Origin of the sequence: Rhodovibrio salinarum DSM 9154, from assembly GCF_000515255.1 — a bacterium.
Classification (GTDB): domain Bacteria; phylum Pseudomonadota; class Alphaproteobacteria; order Kiloniellales; family Rhodovibrionaceae; genus Rhodovibrio; species Rhodovibrio salinarum.
Genome location: NZ_KI911559.1, coordinates 4,162,564 through 4,176,524 on the forward strand (window position 1 = coordinate 4,162,564; position 13,961 = coordinate 4,176,524).

The window sequence follows — 13,961 nt, forward strand, 5'->3', positions numbered from 1 at the left end:
CGCAACCTTGGAGCCCGTGCAGCCGTGAGCGAGCAGCAGCCGCCCGTCTACAAGCCCTTTCCCGTCTCCTGGGAGGAACTGCACCGCTATTCGAAGGCGCTCGCCTGGCGCCTGGTCCAAATGGGGCCCTGGAAGGGCCTGATCGCGATCACGCGCGGCGGCATGGTGCCGGCGGCGATCGTCGCGCGCGAACTCGAAATCCGGACGATCGATACGCTGTCGATCGCCTCCTACGACGAGCAGGACCAGGGCAAGCTTCACGTCCTGAAAAACGTCAAGCAGGACGTCGGCGACGGCGAGGGGTGGCTGGTCATCGACGACCTGGTGGATACCGGCAAGACCGCGCGAGCGGTGCGTAAGCTCTTGCCCCAGGCGCACCTCGGCACCGTCTACGCCAAGCCTGACGGCCGGCCGACGGTCGACACCTTCGTCACCGAGGTATCTCAGGACACCTGGATTCTATTCCCCTGGGACACCGAGCCTCAGGCCACCCAGCCGATCTGGAAGACGGTCGAGCGGCCGCGGTAGCCGCTACGCCAGCGCGGCATCCGCGGCGCTGGTGATGAACAGGCCAAGGGTAAAATCGAGGAACGTCAGACCGGCGGCCGGGAGCCCCGCGAGGTTCAGCATCGTCTTGGTCACGTACCACTGGTAAATCAGCACGGCCGCCAGCGCGACCAGCGTGATCAGGGCAGCCCCCTGCACGCCCCCGAAACCAACCGCCGCAAGCAGCGACAGCGGCAGGTAGATCGCAAGCTGGATGACCTTGGACCAGTTGAAGGCGACCACGAAGGGCACCCATCGCTCGGGACGCTGCAGGCCGATGGCGAGGTAGAACATCGCCAGCGGGAAGGCGACCCAGGTCAGCACGTACGCTTCGGTATGGATCAGAAAGGTGGAGATCCAGTCCGCCGAGACGCCGCCGCCCGCCAGGTGCAGGGCAACCAGCACAACATAGCCCGGCGCGACCAGAATCGCGGCGAAGAAGGAATTCCAGAAGCCCTGCGCGTCCGCGCGAAAGCAGGCTTCCGCCTGCTGCGGATCGCGCTTGAGCAGCCGCCAGGCGCCGTAAAGACCGGACAGAACCTCCTGTGCGGGCGGCGCCGGCCACATCGCTAAATGCCGTCCAATAACCGTCTGAGCGCCGCCTCGTAGACGTCGGTCAGGCGATACAGCTCGTCCACACGGGTGTGCTCGTCGACCTGGTGGGCGGTCGCGTTCTTCAGGCCAAGTTCGGCGACCGGGCAGGCATCCTTGATGAAGCGCGCGTCCGAGGTGCCGCCGCCGGTGCCAAGCTCCGGCGGCGCGCCCAGGACCTCGGTGCAAGCACCGACCAGCGCGTCCGACAGGGGCCCCGGCGCGCACAGGAAGGATTCACCGGAAACGCGCATTGACAATTCATTGCGCGGACAGTGACGATCCAGGCGCTCCTGAATCCAACGCTCGATCGCGGCCGAATCCCACAGGTCGTTGAAACGGACGTTCAGCTTCGCCGTCGCTTGGGCGGGAATCACGTTGGTCGCCGGGTTCCCGACATCCACGCTGGTGACCTGTAGGCCCGTCGGCTCGAAATGCTCCGTCCCCTGATCGAACGGCTCGTACGCCAGATCGTTCAGCGCCGCCGCCAAACGATGCACGGGATTGTCGGCATGCTGGGGGTAGGCCGTGTGGCCCTGCGTCCCGTAGACGGTGACGGTCGCGTTCAGGCTGCCACGCCGGCCGATCTTCACGGTATCGCCCAGACGCACGCCACTGGTCGGCTCGCCGACCACGCAACAGCCAAGCGTAATCCCCTGATCGGCCAGCCAATCCAGCACCTTGCGCGTGCCGTTGACCGACGGGCCTTCCTCGTCACCGGTGATCAGCAGTGACAGCGTGCCGGCCTCCAGCGGGATGCGGGAGACGGCCGCGACCCAGGCGGCAATCGCCCCCTTCATATCGACCGCGCCACGGCCGATCAGCGCGCCGTCCACCACCTCTCCCGCGAACGGCGGTACCGACCAGTCCGCCGGATCGCCGACGGGCACGACATCGGTATGCCCGGCGAAGCACACGTTGGGGGCCGGCCCACGGCGTTCGGCGTACAGGTTATCGACCCGCTCGCTCCCGTCCTCCTGGAAAGGCAGGCGCGTGCAGCTAAAGCCTAGCCGCCCCAACATCTCCTGCAGGGTGTCGAGCGCGCCGCCGTCAACGGGCGTCACGCTTTCACAGCGGATCAGGGCCTGCGCACAGGCGATCGGGTCGAGCGGCTGGGTCATGGACAGCTAGGTAGAGCGGGTTCAGGTGCGCAGCAACTCGTTGATCGAGACCTTGTCACGGGTCTGCTGGTCGACCCGCTTGACGATCACCGCGCAGTACAGCCCCGGCCCGGGCGAGCCGTCGGGGAGGTTCTTGCCCGGCATGGTCCCCGGCACGACGACCGAGTAGCTGGGCACCCGGCCACGGTAGATCTCGCCGGTCTCACGGTCGACGATCTTGGTCGACTGACCGAGGTAGACGCCCATCGAGAGGACCGAGCCCTCCTCGACGATCACGCCCTCGGCGACCTCCGCGCGGGCGCCGATGAAGCAGTTGTCCTCGATAATCACCGGATTCGCCTGCAACGGCTCCAGCACACCGCCGATGCCGGCACCGCCGGACAGGTGCACGTTCTGGCCGATCTGCGCGCAGGAGCCGACGGTCGCCCAGGTGTCGACCATGGTGCCGCTATCCACGCGCGCACCGACGTTCACGAAGCTCGGCATCAGCACGACGTTGGGCGCGATGAACGCGGTGCGCCGGACGATCGACCCCGGCACGGCGCGGAAGCCCGCCTCCTGGAAGTGCTTGTCGGTCCAGTCACCGAACTTGCTCGGCACCTTGTCGAACCAGGCCGCCTCACCGAACGCCTGATCCTTGGGACCGCCCAGGATGGTCTTGTTGGGATACAGGCGGAAGGACAGCAGCACCGCCTTCTTCAGCCACTGGTGCACGACCCATTCGCCGTCGACCTTCTCGGCGACGCGATAGGCCCCGGAATCCAGCCCATCGAGGGCGAGTTCCACGGCATCGCGGATCACGCCCGTGGTCTCCGGCGAAATCTCGCCGCGCTGCTCCCAGGCCTGGTCGATCGCCTGCTGCAGGTCTTCGCGGTTCATGGCGGCTTCAAGCTCCGTGGCTGACGTTCGATCTAATGTGCGGGTGGTCGCGCAACGCGCATCCCGGCCGCGCGCCCGCAAATCGGGGCCGCGCCGGGGTCGAAAACCGCGCGGACGATGCGTCAGCCGCGGGGGCCGGTCAAGCTTTCGCGATCCGCCCTGGCGCCTGACCGGCCCGGGCGTCCAACCAGCGGGTCAAATCACGCGTGCGATGGTGCACGAACGGCTCCTCGCCGGTGTATTCCAAACGCGCCCACTCGCTGTCGCTTTCCACCCAGACGGTGGTCATGCCGAGGTCCGCTGCCGGGGCCAGATTACGCGGCATGTCGTCGAAAAAGACGGTGCCGTTCGGATCGACGCCATGCTGAGTCAGCAGCCGGTCGAACGGCTCGCGGTGCGGCTTGGGCGTGAAACGGGCGGCGACGATGTCGAACACCGCCTCGAAGTGGTGCGCGATGCCGAGCTTATTCAGCACGGCGTCCGCATGGCCGGTGTTGGCGTTGGTGTAGATCAGCTTGCGCCCAGGCAGCCGGCCGAGCGCCGCATCGAGCTCTGGCGCCGGGTCGACCGGCGACAGGTCGATCGCGTGCACGTACGTGAGATAACGCTCCGGATCCAAGCCGTGGACCCGCATCAGCCCGGTCAGGGTGGTGCCGTACTCCCGCAGATAGCGCTTTTGCACCGCGCGCGCTTCGACGGCATCCAAACCGAGATAACCGGCAACGAATTCCCCCATCCGCCGGTCGACCTGATCGAACAGGCGGCAGGCGTAGGGGTAGAGCGTGTTGTCCAGGTCGAACAGCCAGACCGGCTCGGCAGCGGGCGGGTCGGCTGATGTCGCGCGGTCGGTCATGGCCTTGCCAGATGCTGCAGCGCAGGGGACGCGCTAGTGCGCCTCGGCCCAGGAGCTGCCGGTGCCGGCCTCGGCGACCAGCGGTACCGCGAGTTCGACGACCGGTTCGGCCGCCTGCTCCATGACCTCGCGCACGCACTTGGAGGTCGCGTCCAGCTCGGCCTCCGGCACCTCGAACAGCAGTTCGTCGTGCACCTGCAAGAGCATCCGCGCCTTCAGGCCGGCGTCGTCGAGCGCGCGCGGAAGGCGGATCATGGCGCGCTTGATGATGTCGGCGGCGGAGCCCTGGATCGGCGCGTTGATCGCCGCACGCTCTGAGAAGGAGCGGCGGCCCGGCTGCTTCGACTTGATCTCCGGCAGGTAGATCCGCCGGCCGAACAGCGTCTCGACGTAGCCGTGCTCCTTGGCGAAGGCCTTCTTGGCGTCCATGAACGCCTTGATCGCCGGATAGCGCTGGAAATAGGTGTCGATGTACTGCTTCGCCGCCGACTGTTCGATACCCAGGTTCTGGGCCAGGCCGAACGGCGAAATGCCGTAGATGATGCCGAAGTTGATCGCCTTGGCCTGGCGGCGGACGCTCGGGTCCATGCCCTCCACCGGCACACCGAACACCTCGCTTGCGGTCATGGCGTGGATGTCGGCGTCGTCGCGGAAGGCCTGCTGCAGGCTCTTCTCCTCGGCCATGTGCGCGGCCAGGCGCAACTCGATCTGCGAGTAGTCGACACTCAGGAGCGTTTGGCCCTTCTCCGCGACGAAGGCCTGGCGGATCTTGCGCCCCTCCTCCGTGCGGATCGGGATGTTCTGCAGGTTGGGATCGCTCGAGGACAGGCGGCCGGTGGAGGCGACCGCCTGCTGGAAAGCGGTGTGCACCCGCCCCGTATCCTTGTTGATCTCGTCCTGCAGCGCGTCGGTGTAGGTCGACTTCAGCTTTTGGATCTGCCGCCAGTCGAGCACGCGCGCCGGCAGGTCGTGGCCCTGGTTCGCCAGCGTCTGCAGCACCTCCGCGTCCGTCGAGTAGGCGCCGGACTTGCCTTTGCGCTGGCCCTGCAGACCCATCTCGTCGAACAGGATCTCGCCCAGCTGCTTGGTCGAGCCGACGGTGAAGCGCTTGCCGGCCAGCTGGTAGATCTGCTCCTCCAGCTGCTCCATGCGCTCGCCGAAGTCGCGGCTCATCTCCTTCAGCACCGCCGGGTCAACCTTGACGCCGGCCCGTTCCATGTCGGTCAGCACCTGGGACAGCGGACGTTCCAGCGTCTCGTACACGCTGACCATCTTCTCCGGCAGCAGCCGCGGCTTGAGCAGCGCGTGCAGACGGAAGGTGATGTCCGCATCCTCGGCAGCGTAATCCAGCGCTTTGTCCAGCGGGACCTTGTCGAACGTGACCTGCGCCTTGCCGGTCCCGGCGACCTCCTTGTAGGCGATCGTCTTGTAGCCGAGGTGGTGCTGAGCAAGCTCGTCCATGCCGTGGCCGTGCTGCCCGCCCTCCAGCACGTAGGACAGCAGCATGGTGTCATCGATCGGCGTGATCTTGAGGCCGTAGCGCGCCAGCACGACCCGGTCGTACTTGATGTTCTGCCCGATCTTGAGCGTGCCCGGGTCTTCCAGGAGCGGCTTCAACGCCTTCAGCGCCGCGTCGAAGTCGACTTGGCTCGGTGCCCCCTTGCCGGAGAGGTCGAGTTCGCCCGCGCCCTCGCCGGTGTGCGCGAGCGGCACGTAGCAAGCGCGTCCCGGTGCGGTTGCGAGCGACACCCCGACCAGTTCCGCACTCAGCGCATCCAGCGAGGTGGTCTCCGCGTCGAAGGCGACCACACCGCGATCGAACGCCTCGGCGATCCAGGCGTCCAGGCGTGCCTGCGTCTGCACCAGCTCGTACTCGGCCTCCGCCGCCTCCGGGGCGGGCTGGTCGGACTTCTCGCCCTCCAGGTCCAGGCGCGCGAGCAGCGAGGTAAAGGCCTGCTCCTCCAGCCAGCCCTTGAGCACCTGCGGGTCGGGCTCGCGTGCCCGCAAATCCTCCAGTCCGTGCGTCAACGTCATGGCGTCGTCGAGCCGGACCAGCTGTCGGGAGATGCGCGCCTGCTCGGCGTAGGTCTCCAGGTTCTCGCGGCGCTTCTTCTGCTTGATCTCGCCGGTCTTGGCGAGCAGCGTCTCGACGTCGCCGTACTGCTGGATCAGTTCGGCGGCGATCTTCTGGCCGATGCCGGGGACGCCTGGGATGTTGTCGACCGAGTCGCCCCACAGCGCCTGTACGTCGACCACCTTCTCCGGCGGCACACCGAACTTCTTCTCGACATCCTCGGGCCCGATCAGACGGCCATCCATCGGGTCCATCATATCGATGCCCGGTCGGATCAGCTGCATCAGGTCCTTGTCGCTCGAGACGATCGTGACCTTGGTGCCCTGCTGCTCGGCCAGTTTGGCGTAGGAGGCGATCAGGTCGTCCGCCTCGTAGCCCTCTTCCTCGATCGAGGGAATGTTGAAGGCACGCACCGCCTCCCGGCAGAGCGGAATCTGCGGCGCCAGATCCTCCGGCATCTCCGGCCGGTTGGCCTTGTAGTCGGGGTAGATGTCGTTGCGGAAGCTGTGCCCGCTGGCATCGAAGATCACCGCGATCGCCTCGCGGTCCCCGATGTCGCGCAACAGCTTCAGAAGCATGTTGATGAAGCCGTAGACGGCGAAGGTCGGCGTGCCGTCAGGGCGCGTCATCGTCGGCGGCAGCTTGTGGTAGGCCCGGAAGATGTAGCCGGAACCGTCGATCAGGTAGAGATGGCGGACGCCGCCTGGAACATCAGCCCCAGACGTGGCCTGGCTCTCCGTGCCCGCCTGCGACGGGGATGGCTTTTCCGCCTGCTGGGCGGGACTCTCACTCGCCATGACGCTTCCCGTGGCTCCACCGGGTGTAAACAAGAGGCGCGCGGCCGTGGCCGTAGATGCCTTAGTGGCCGTGGCCGGCCTTGGCGCCTTCTCTCAGGATGTAACGGCGCCCACAGTAGGGGCAATCCACCTGGCCGCGCCCTTCCATGTTCAGGAACACGCGGGGATGGCCCAGGGCGGGGTTCGGGCCACCGTCGCAGGGGACCGTTTCGGCCTCGACGTAGACCGTCTCGACTGGCTGCATGAAGGCTCGCGTCCTTAACATCGTGAGAGGTGGGCGTCGGCCCGGCTTGCGACCGGCGCATGGCAGCTGCCAGTGGGCGCCGCGCGGGGACCGCGTTGACCGGGCGCGGGGGCGATGATAGCGAAGCGCGGCTTGCGATCAATCGCCGCCGTCGCCCGAGCGCGCCTTGTTGCCCTTATGCGCTTGAAGGCGGCGGCGCGCCGCCCATCTGGTGGACATGCCCCGCGATCACGACACCCAGACAGATAGCCCGCGCCCGACCGGCGACGCCGATACGCCGGTCCAGGGCAACGTTACGCCCCATCCCAGCGCTGTCGCTCCCGGCCAAGCCGGCGCGGCCGACAGCGCCGACCTGCCCGAGGACGCGGTCGAGGTCAAGGCGCTGAACAAAACCTACCGCGCCAGCGGCCAGGGCGAAGCCAAGAAGGCGCTGCGCAGCGTCGACCTGAACATTCGCCGCGGTCAACTGTTCGGCCTGCTGGGCCCGAACGGCGCCGGCAAGTCGACCCTGATCAACATCATGGCCGGCTTGGTCCATAAGACCGACGGCACGATGAAGCTCTGGGGCTACGACATCGATCGCAACCCGCGCCAGGCGCGTTCGGCGATCGGGATCGTGCCGCAGGAGCTCAACATCGACCCCTTCTTCACCCCGCGCGAGCTCCTGGACCTGCAGGCCGGCCTGTACGGCGTGCCGAAGAGCGAGCGGATCACCGACGAGCTGCTGGAGGTCATGGGCCTGAGCGATAAGGCGGAGGCCTATGCCCGGACCCTCTCCGGCGGCATGCGCCGGCGGCTGATGGTTGCCAAGGCGATGGTGCACGATCCACCGATCCTGGTGCTCGACGAGCCGACAGCGGGCGTCGACGTCGAACTGCGCCGGCAGCTGTGGCGGCACGTGCGCCAGTTGAACGCGCGCGGCACCACGATCCTGCTGACCACGCACTACCTCGAGGAAGCCGAGGAACTGTGCGACGAGATCGCGATCATCAACCACGGCCAGGTGATCGCCTGCGACACCACCCCGGAGCTTCTGAAACGCCTCGATACCAAGGCGCTCGCGCTCAACGTCGCCGAGCCGGTGGAGGCCGTGCCGGCGGCCCTGCAGCCCTTCCAGCCAGAGCTGGACCGCCAGGGCCGTCTGGTCTTCCGCTACCGCGCGAGCGAAAGCCCGGTGCCGCAAATCCTGGAAGCCGTCCGCAGCGCCGGGCTCACGATCGTCGACGTCTCCACCGAGGAGACCGACCTGGAGGATATCTTCCTCCAGCTGACCTCGACGGCCGAAGCCGATGACGCCGAACCCGCCAAGGCGGCGTCCTAGGGGATCGGCCGTTGGGCGCCCGGTGCCCGCGGTTGCCGTCCAACGCGCGTGGGCGTGCCGGTCGTGCGTCCCGCTCAGGACCGACAGCTCAGCATGAAGGCGATACTTGAGTATGTCGTCTTCCCGCTGAGCGGGGCGCGCTCCGCGCATTACGCCGGACGTTCGACGGCGAACGTCCGGCGCCTCGTCTCCCTTACCCTGCTGCTGCTTCTCGCTGCCTGCGCGCCGAAGACCGTTCCGCCAGGCGCGGCAACCCAACAGCCGCGGCTGGCTGACGGCGCGCTCGTCATGCCGGACGGTGCGCGCCTGCCGCTCGAAAGCTGGCTACCGGACGACGCCCCCGAGGCGGCCGTGGTCGCCTTGCACGGATTCAATGACTACGCCCACGCCTTCGCCCTGCCGGGACGTTGGTTCGCACAGCACGGCATCGCACTCTACGCCTACGACCAGCGGGGCTTTGGCCGTACGGACCACGCCGGCCTGTGGCCCGGAACGGACGCACTGGTCGCCGACGCGCGCACGGCCGCGCGGCTGATCCGCCAGCGCCATCCGGACACGCCCGTCTACCTGATGGGCGCGTCGATGGGCGGCGCGGTCATTCTGGCCACGGCCGGACGCGGCGATTTGGGCGGAGCCGATGGCGCGGTGCTGGCGGCTCCGGCGGTCTGGGCGATCTCGGAAATGCCGTTCTATCAGCGCGCGGCCCTGTGGCTGACCGCCTACACGGTGCCTTGGATGACCCTCTCGGGGGCGGAATTGGACCGCCTGCCCTCCGACAATATCCCGATGCTGCGCCAGTTCTCCCGCGATCCGCTGGTGATCTCGCAAAGCCGTGTGGATGCGATCTACGGCCTGACCCAACTGATGGGAGAAGCCCTGGCCGCCGCGCCGGCGCTGCAGGTCCCGACCCTGGCGCTTTACGGCCGGCGCGACGAGATCGTGCCGCCGCAACCGACCGAGAAGCTGTGGCGCCGGATTCCCGAGGGACAGACCCGGGCGCTCTATGGCACCGGCTGGCACATGATGCTGCGCGACCTGCACGCCCCCACCGTCTGGCGCGACATCCGCGCTTGGATCGTGCAGGGCGGCCAAGGCCCCCTCCCCTCCGGCGCCGACGCAAAAGCCGAGGCCGCGCTCGAACAGGATGGCCTTCAGTCACGGCCCCGGCCCAAACGCATCCGGGCGGGGGTGGAATAGCGACCCACCCTTCGCAAAAGGCAAGACGGGTATTACCCTTGCACACGCCATGAGCGATCCGGCCGCACAACCACACCTGGACGACGCCACCACGCCCGAACGGCGCGACCACCCGCTGACCTATGCGCAGGCCCGGCGCGGCCGCCGGGCGGATGCGGTCGTCCACCTGTTGGGCGTGCCGCTGGGCCTGATCGCAGCTGCGGTCATGCTGGGCCGCGCGGCGTTGACCCCCGAAGCGGGCGCGCTCACCTGGGTCAGCTTGCTGCTCTACACGGCGACGCTGATCGCCATGCTGGTGTTCTCCGCCACGTACAACATGACCCGGGCCGAACACCGGATCGAGCGGCTGCGCGCGATCGACCACGCCACGATCTTCCTGCTGATCGCCGGCACCTACACGCCGTTCATGCTGGTCAAGGTGGGCGGCGCCTGGGGCGCGGGCTTCACCGCCTTCGTCTGGGTCTGTGCCCTCGCGGGGGCCGCGCTCAAGATCGCCTTCCCGCGCCGGCTGGAACGGGTGTCGATCGCGCTCTACCTGCTGCTCGGGTGGAGCGTGGTGATGACGCTGAACACCCTGATCGAGTCGGTCGCGCCAGCCCCCCTTTGGCTGCTGCTGGCCGGTGGCGTAACCTACACCGCCGGCGTCGGCATCTACCTGATGAAGCACGCCACCTATCACAAGGCGCTCTGGCACCTGTTCGTCCTGGCCGCCGCCAGCCTGCACTACCTCGCCATCAGCCTGTCGGTTCTGGGGTAAGGCACGACAGGGGCGCGGCCAGACGCGACGCGGGCGGATGAGCCGAACAACCAACAAGACGCGATCGATCGGGAGGTCCTGCCCACTATGTCTATCCGCCTGCCCTTCATTGCGCTGCTGCTGGCCGCCCTTACGCAGATCGCCGGCCCCCGCCCGGCGGCCGCCGAACCAGTCCCGGGCCCGCAGACCAGCTACAAGGCGGTTGAGACCGTCGAGGTTCAGGGCGGGCGCAGCCTGCAGGCCACCGTCTACCGGGACGGTCTGCGCGAGCGCCGCGAGATGCACGTGGACGGGCAGACGGTCGCGATCATCACCCGCCCGGCGGACCAAGAGCTGTTGATGCTGATGCCGGGCAGGAACGCCGCGATGAAGATGAAATACGAACGCGCGATGCGCGACCTCGATTCGGGCGACCTGCAGGGCTTCGATGCCGATCCGGTCGCTCAGGAGACGGTGAACGGCCTGGACACCACCAAGTACCGGATCGCCGGCGACAACGGGCGCGGCACCGTCTTCGACGGCCATGCCTGGGTCACCGACGATGGGATCCGCGCGAAGCTGGCCGGCACGGTGCGCTTTTCCGACGGCAGCAGGTCGCCAATCCGGATCACCCTCAAGGAGGTCGTGCGCGGCGACCAGCCGAACGCGCTGTTCACCCTGCCCCAGGGCACCCGCGTGATGGACATGTCAAAGCTGCCCGACTCCATGCAGGGCGGCCCGATGGGCGGCATGATGCGACAGTAGGTCCGCCGGGCACACGGATTGACCGATCGCCCTTGAAACCCGGTTGTCGGGCCGGGGCAGAGGGCTTATGGTCTGGCCCGCGTTGAGACGCAGGACCCGTAGCTCAGCTGGATAGAGCGTCGGCCTCCGGAGCCGAAGGTCGCAGGTTCGAATCCTGCCGGGTCCACCAGCTCTCCCGCGCCCTCGTCTGCAAACGCTAGAAAGTCGGGGCCACCCGCCCCTTGTTGCATGGGTCGCGGTGGGTTTGCCTTGCGCGTGCCCGAATCGTCGTGCCCAATCGCCGGGGCAATATCGTGACCGCCCTTGCCTAACCGCTGCCTCACGGATATCCGTTCGCGCGATGAGCCTCGGTCTTCAAGAAACCCGCATGCGCCGCAAGCGCCAACGGCGCTGGTCGATGATCAAGTGGCTCTTGATCCTCGCCGCGCTGGGGGCTGCCTTCTATTTCGCCTACGAGACCGCCCGGCAGCTCGCTCGAATCGAGGTTGAGCAGCTGGAGGATCGGGTCGCCACCCTGGAAAACCGGTTGCAGGACTCAGGCGAGGAAAAACGCGCTCTGCGCAACGATCTGGAAGCCACCCAGGAAAAGCTCGCCCAGTGGCGTCAGCGCTACCAGCAAGAGGTCCCTGAAGGGGAGCCCGCCGAATTGCTCGACTTGGTCCGCGCGCGCCTGGAAGAGGGCGTCTCGGCCGATCGACTCGGCTTCGTGATTCACAAGGCAAGCACCGAGCGCGAATGCACCGGCGGGCCAGTGACCAAGCGGTTCATCGTCCAGACGCCGCTGTCGACCGGGGCCAGCAGTTCCGTGTCCTTCGCCAGCCGCCGGATCACCGTAACCGCCGGCGGCCCTTCCGCGACCAACGCACAAGGCCAGCCGGAAGCTTGGTACGATCCAAGCGCGGAACTCACCGCGACCTTCTACCGCGTCGGTGGGGAGAACGAGCAGGTCAAGGGCAAGCTGCCGATCAACTACTCGGTGGTGATCGGCGACCAGGAGCACCGCTTCACCATTACCGAGGGCGACAACCGCGCCTTCGCCCGGGTGACATGGGAAAGTTGCGCCTACCCCTAGGCCGCCGCGGCATCTGACGGCCTCTTTACAACGCGCACGTCGGATCGCTACCTGTCCCCGATCATCGTGACGAGCGGGGAGGTCCTGTCATGGCGTCCGGTTCGCAAACGACGCGTTCCAAGCAGACCTGGTTTACCAACACCGATGTCGCCGACGATGCCGGCAACGGGCCAACGGCCGCGTTCGTCGCCGGGCAAGTGGTGATCGCCTTCGTCCTGATGCTGATCGTCACGTTGGCCGAACCAGGGATTTACCTGCGCAGCGCAGCGTTCCTGGGGGCGCATGCACTGGCCGCCGGTATCGCCTATCGTACCCTGGTCGCCCCGCGCCTGCCCGACCAGGATGGCGCGCTGAAGCGTCAGGTCGAGAAGGTCGCTGCCGGCTTCGCCACCTTCGCGGTCGCCAAACACCTGCTGCTGCTGATCCTGGGCCGGCTAGGAACCCTGACCGGCGGTCTTGACCAGGCATTGGTCTGGGCGGTCGACGTCGCCTACCTGAACAGCTCCCTGCTGCCCGACGTCGCGGCGCTGGCGGTGATCGCGCTGACGGTGAACGCCGTCGAGAAGGCTCGCTCCGGGCACATCTAGGCAGCCGCTGCACAGCCCTGCGTTCGCGTTTGGTACACACGGTGCGACTCGGACGACTCGACTCATGACCCTGTTTTGTTCATGATATAGTCCAGTTTCGTACCCGCTCGACTCCGATTCGCCCTGACCGGCGGTTAATCGCTGGCCAGCGATGAAAGCGTGGAACCGACAACAGGGGCTGTCATGGCCGCGCCCGACACCTTCGCTCCGTCCGACTCGTTACCGACCGCACCTGTGGGCGCGTCCGATGACACCGATGAAGAGATCCTCGGCGGGCTGCAGCCGGGTCAGCGGCTGGCGCGCGGCGTTTGCCGGGCGTTCGCGCGCCATGGCTGGGGCACGCTGACCGAGTTCACGCTAAAAGGCGGCCGACGCGCCGATGTCATTGCGCTCGACGGCCAGGGCGGGATCACGATCGTGGAGGTCAAGTCCTCGCGCGCTGACTTCCGCGCCGATGCCAAGTGGCAGACGTATCTCGAATTCTGCGACCGCTTCTACTTCGCGGTCCCGCCCGACTTCCCGCGCGATCTGCTGCCGCAGGACTGCGGCATCCTGGTGGCCGATCCCTACGACGCGCAGACGGTGCAATCGCCTACCGAATCGAAGCTTCACGCCAGCCGTCGCCGCGCGGTGACCCTGCGCTTCGCCCAGGTCGCCAGCCAGCGCCTGTTGCGCGCCCAGGACCCGACGGCGTTCGCCGGGGATGTTTAGCCCGCTTTTCTCACCAGGGCTTCTGAGCCGTCGTCGTGGGGTGCAGTCGACGGTTGCTGTGTGATCCAGAGCGACGCAGGCATGCCTGATCCTTGCGCCGCGTGGGCGCTACCAGGTCAGTTCGGGTCCAGCGTTGTTGATTGGCGGGTGACGGTAGCGCGGGTCGCGCGGATCAACGGCACAATCGGGCGTGCGCCAGGGCGAACTCCTCAGCATAGGGGCAGGCGGAGGCCATGGCGACGCGGATGCGACGAACGGTGACCGTTACCTGCGCGCCGATCTTCATGAGCTTCAGGCGCAGCGACCCGCAGGTCGCCTTCTCCAGCTGGGTGTGCGCGAGTGCGATCCGGCGCAGGGCCGCGAGCAGGACGTAGGCGATCGACGCGAACCATAGGCGGAGCTGGTTGGCCTTCATGGTCGCCGCGCTGGTGCGGTCGGCGAACATATCCAGCTGACATTCCTTGATC

General features: G+C 67.3%; 15 protein-coding genes and 1 tRNA gene. 9 read left to right on the forward strand and 7 right to left on the reverse strand.

The window, feature by feature from the left end; all coding sequences use genetic code 11:
• Window positions 1-24 precede the first annotated feature (24 nt).
• A complete protein-coding gene (gene gpt, locus RHOSA_RS0119315) occupies window positions 25-528 on the forward strand; it encodes a xanthine phosphoribosyltransferase (RefSeq protein WP_027289944.1) in 504 nt (167 codons plus the stop codon).
• 3 nt (window positions 529-531) lie between these two features.
• On the opposite strand, the gene RHOSA_RS23830 is transcribed toward gpt, so the two are convergent.
• The 6 genes from RHOSA_RS23830 to RHOSA_RS0119345 all read right to left on the reverse strand — a co-directional run bounded on the left by RHOSA_RS23830 (window position 532) and on the right by RHOSA_RS0119345 (window position 7,105).
• Window positions 532-1,113 carry a hypothetical protein gene (locus RHOSA_RS23830; protein ID WP_051432363.1) on the reverse strand — a complete coding sequence of 194 codons (582 nt, stop codon included), beginning with the start codon at window positions 1,111-1,113 and terminating at the stop codon, window positions 532-534.
• A gap of 2 nt (window positions 1,114-1,115) precedes the next feature.
• Window positions 1,116-2,258: a succinyl-diaminopimelate desuccinylase gene (gene dapE, locus RHOSA_RS0119325; protein ID WP_037256705.1), complete on the reverse strand. Its 1,143-nt coding sequence runs from the start codon at window positions 2,256-2,258 to the stop codon at window positions 1,116-1,118.
• Window positions 2,259-2,279: 21 nt separating this feature from the next.
• Window positions 2,280-3,137: a 2,3,4,5-tetrahydropyridine-2,6-dicarboxylate N-succinyltransferase gene (gene dapD, locus RHOSA_RS0119330; protein ID WP_027289946.1), complete on the reverse strand. Its 858-nt coding sequence runs from the start codon at window positions 3,135-3,137 to the stop codon at window positions 2,280-2,282.
• A gap of 139 nt (window positions 3,138-3,276) precedes the next feature.
• Window positions 3,277-3,990: a pyrimidine 5'-nucleotidase gene (locus RHOSA_RS23835; protein WP_051432364.1), complete on the reverse strand. Its 714-nt coding sequence runs from the start codon at window positions 3,988-3,990 to the stop codon at window positions 3,277-3,279.
• Between the two features lie 33 nt (window positions 3,991-4,023).
• Window positions 4,024-6,861 (reverse strand): DNA polymerase I, encoded by a 2,838-nt coding sequence (gene polA, locus RHOSA_RS0119340; protein ID WP_027289947.1) that lies wholly within the window; start codon window positions 6,859-6,861, stop codon window positions 4,024-4,026.
• A gap of 61 nt (window positions 6,862-6,922) precedes the next feature.
• The gene (locus RHOSA_RS0119345; protein ID WP_027289948.1) at window positions 6,923-7,105 is read right to left on the reverse strand and encodes a zinc-finger domain-containing protein; all 183 of its coding nucleotides are present in this window, start codon (window positions 7,103-7,105) and stop codon (window positions 6,923-6,925) included.
• A gap of 217 nt (window positions 7,106-7,322) precedes the next feature.
• Here RHOSA_RS0119345 and RHOSA_RS23840 point away from each other — a divergent pair, with 217 nt between their 5' ends.
• The 8 genes from RHOSA_RS23840 to RHOSA_RS23855 all read left to right on the forward strand — a co-directional run bounded on the left by RHOSA_RS23840 (window position 7,323) and on the right by RHOSA_RS23855 (window position 13,494).
• Entirely contained in the window at window positions 7,323-8,426 is a 1,104-nt protein-coding gene (locus RHOSA_RS23840) for an ABC transporter ATP-binding protein (RefSeq protein WP_081728876.1), read from the forward strand.
• Window positions 8,427-8,519: 93 nt separating this feature from the next.
• Window positions 8,520-9,623, forward strand: a complete 1,104-nt coding sequence (locus RHOSA_RS23845) for an alpha/beta hydrolase (protein ID WP_081728877.1) — start codon at window positions 8,520-8,522, stop codon at window positions 9,621-9,623.
• A 49-nt stretch (window positions 9,624-9,672) separates the two neighbouring features.
• Window positions 9,673-10,380: a PAQR family membrane homeostasis protein TrhA gene (trhA, locus tag RHOSA_RS0119360; protein WP_051432365.1), complete on the forward strand. Its 708-nt coding sequence runs from the start codon at window positions 9,673-9,675 to the stop codon at window positions 10,378-10,380.
• A gap of 87 nt (window positions 10,381-10,467) precedes the next feature.
• Window positions 10,468-11,124, forward strand: a complete 657-nt coding sequence (locus tag RHOSA_RS0119365; protein WP_027289950.1) for a hypothetical protein — start codon at window positions 10,468-10,470, stop codon at window positions 11,122-11,124.
• 92 nt (window positions 11,125-11,216) lie between these two features.
• Window positions 11,217-11,293 (forward strand) — tRNA-Arg (locus RHOSA_RS0119370).
• A 198-nt stretch (window positions 11,294-11,491) separates the two neighbouring features.
• Window positions 11,492-12,196, forward strand: a complete 705-nt coding sequence (locus tag RHOSA_RS23850) for a coiled-coil domain-containing protein (protein WP_156092862.1) — start codon at window positions 11,492-11,494, stop codon at window positions 12,194-12,196.
• Between the two features lie 89 nt (window positions 12,197-12,285).
• Window positions 12,286-12,783 carry a hypothetical protein gene (locus tag RHOSA_RS0119380; protein ID WP_027289951.1) on the forward strand — a complete coding sequence of 166 codons (498 nt, stop codon included), beginning with the start codon at window positions 12,286-12,288 and terminating at the stop codon, window positions 12,781-12,783.
• Window positions 12,784-12,966: 183 nt separating this feature from the next.
• Window positions 12,967-13,494: an MmcB family DNA repair protein gene (locus RHOSA_RS23855; RefSeq protein ID WP_081728879.1), complete on the forward strand. Its 528-nt coding sequence runs from the start codon at window positions 12,967-12,969 to the stop codon at window positions 13,492-13,494.
• Window positions 13,495-13,666: 172 nt separating this feature from the next.
• Here the strand turns inward: RHOSA_RS23855 and RHOSA_RS23860 are convergent.
• Window positions 13,667-13,961, reverse strand: a 295-nt coding sequence (locus tag RHOSA_RS23860) for a transposase (protein ID WP_211234262.1), incomplete at its 5' end; no start/stop codon positions are given.

Coding starts and splice junctions, on each gene's coding strand:
- RHOSA_RS23830 (WP_051432363.1), bottom strand. CDS start 1,113: ATGTGGCCGGCGCCGCCCGCACAGGAGGTTCTGTCCGGTCTTTACGGC.
- dapE (WP_037256705.1), bottom strand. CDS start 2,258: ATGACCCAGCCGCTCGACCCGATCGCCTGTGCGCAGGCCCTGATCCGC.
- dapD (WP_027289946.1), bottom strand. CDS start 3,137: ATGAACCGCGAAGACCTGCAGCAGGCGATCGACCAGGCCTGGGAGCAG.
- RHOSA_RS23835 (WP_051432364.1), bottom strand. CDS start 3,990: ATGACCGACCGCGCGACATCAGCCGACCCGCCCGCTGCCGAGCCGGTC.
- polA (WP_027289947.1), bottom strand. CDS start 6,861: ATGGCGAGTGAGAGTCCCGCCCAGCAGGCGGAAAAGCCATCCCCGTCG.
- RHOSA_RS0119345 (WP_027289948.1), bottom strand. CDS start 7,105: ATGCAGCCAGTCGAGACGGTCTACGTCGAGGCCGAAACGGTCCCCTGC.
- RHOSA_RS23840 (WP_081728876.1), top strand. CDS start 7,323: ATGCCCCGCGATCACGACACCCAGACAGATAGCCCGCGCCCGACCGGC.
- RHOSA_RS23845 (WP_081728877.1), top strand. CDS start 8,520: ATGAAGGCGATACTTGAGTATGTCGTCTTCCCGCTGAGCGGGGCGCGC.
- trhA (WP_051432365.1), top strand. CDS start 9,673: ATGAGCGATCCGGCCGCACAACCACACCTGGACGACGCCACCACGCCC.
- RHOSA_RS0119365 (WP_027289950.1), top strand. CDS start 10,468: ATGTCTATCCGCCTGCCCTTCATTGCGCTGCTGCTGGCCGCCCTTACG.
- RHOSA_RS23850 (WP_156092862.1), top strand. CDS start 11,492: ATGCGCCGCAAGCGCCAACGGCGCTGGTCGATGATCAAGTGGCTCTTG.
- RHOSA_RS0119380 (WP_027289951.1), top strand. CDS start 12,286: ATGGCGTCCGGTTCGCAAACGACGCGTTCCAAGCAGACCTGGTTTACC.
- RHOSA_RS23855 (WP_081728879.1), top strand. CDS start 12,967: ATGGCCGCGCCCGACACCTTCGCTCCGTCCGACTCGTTACCGACCGCA.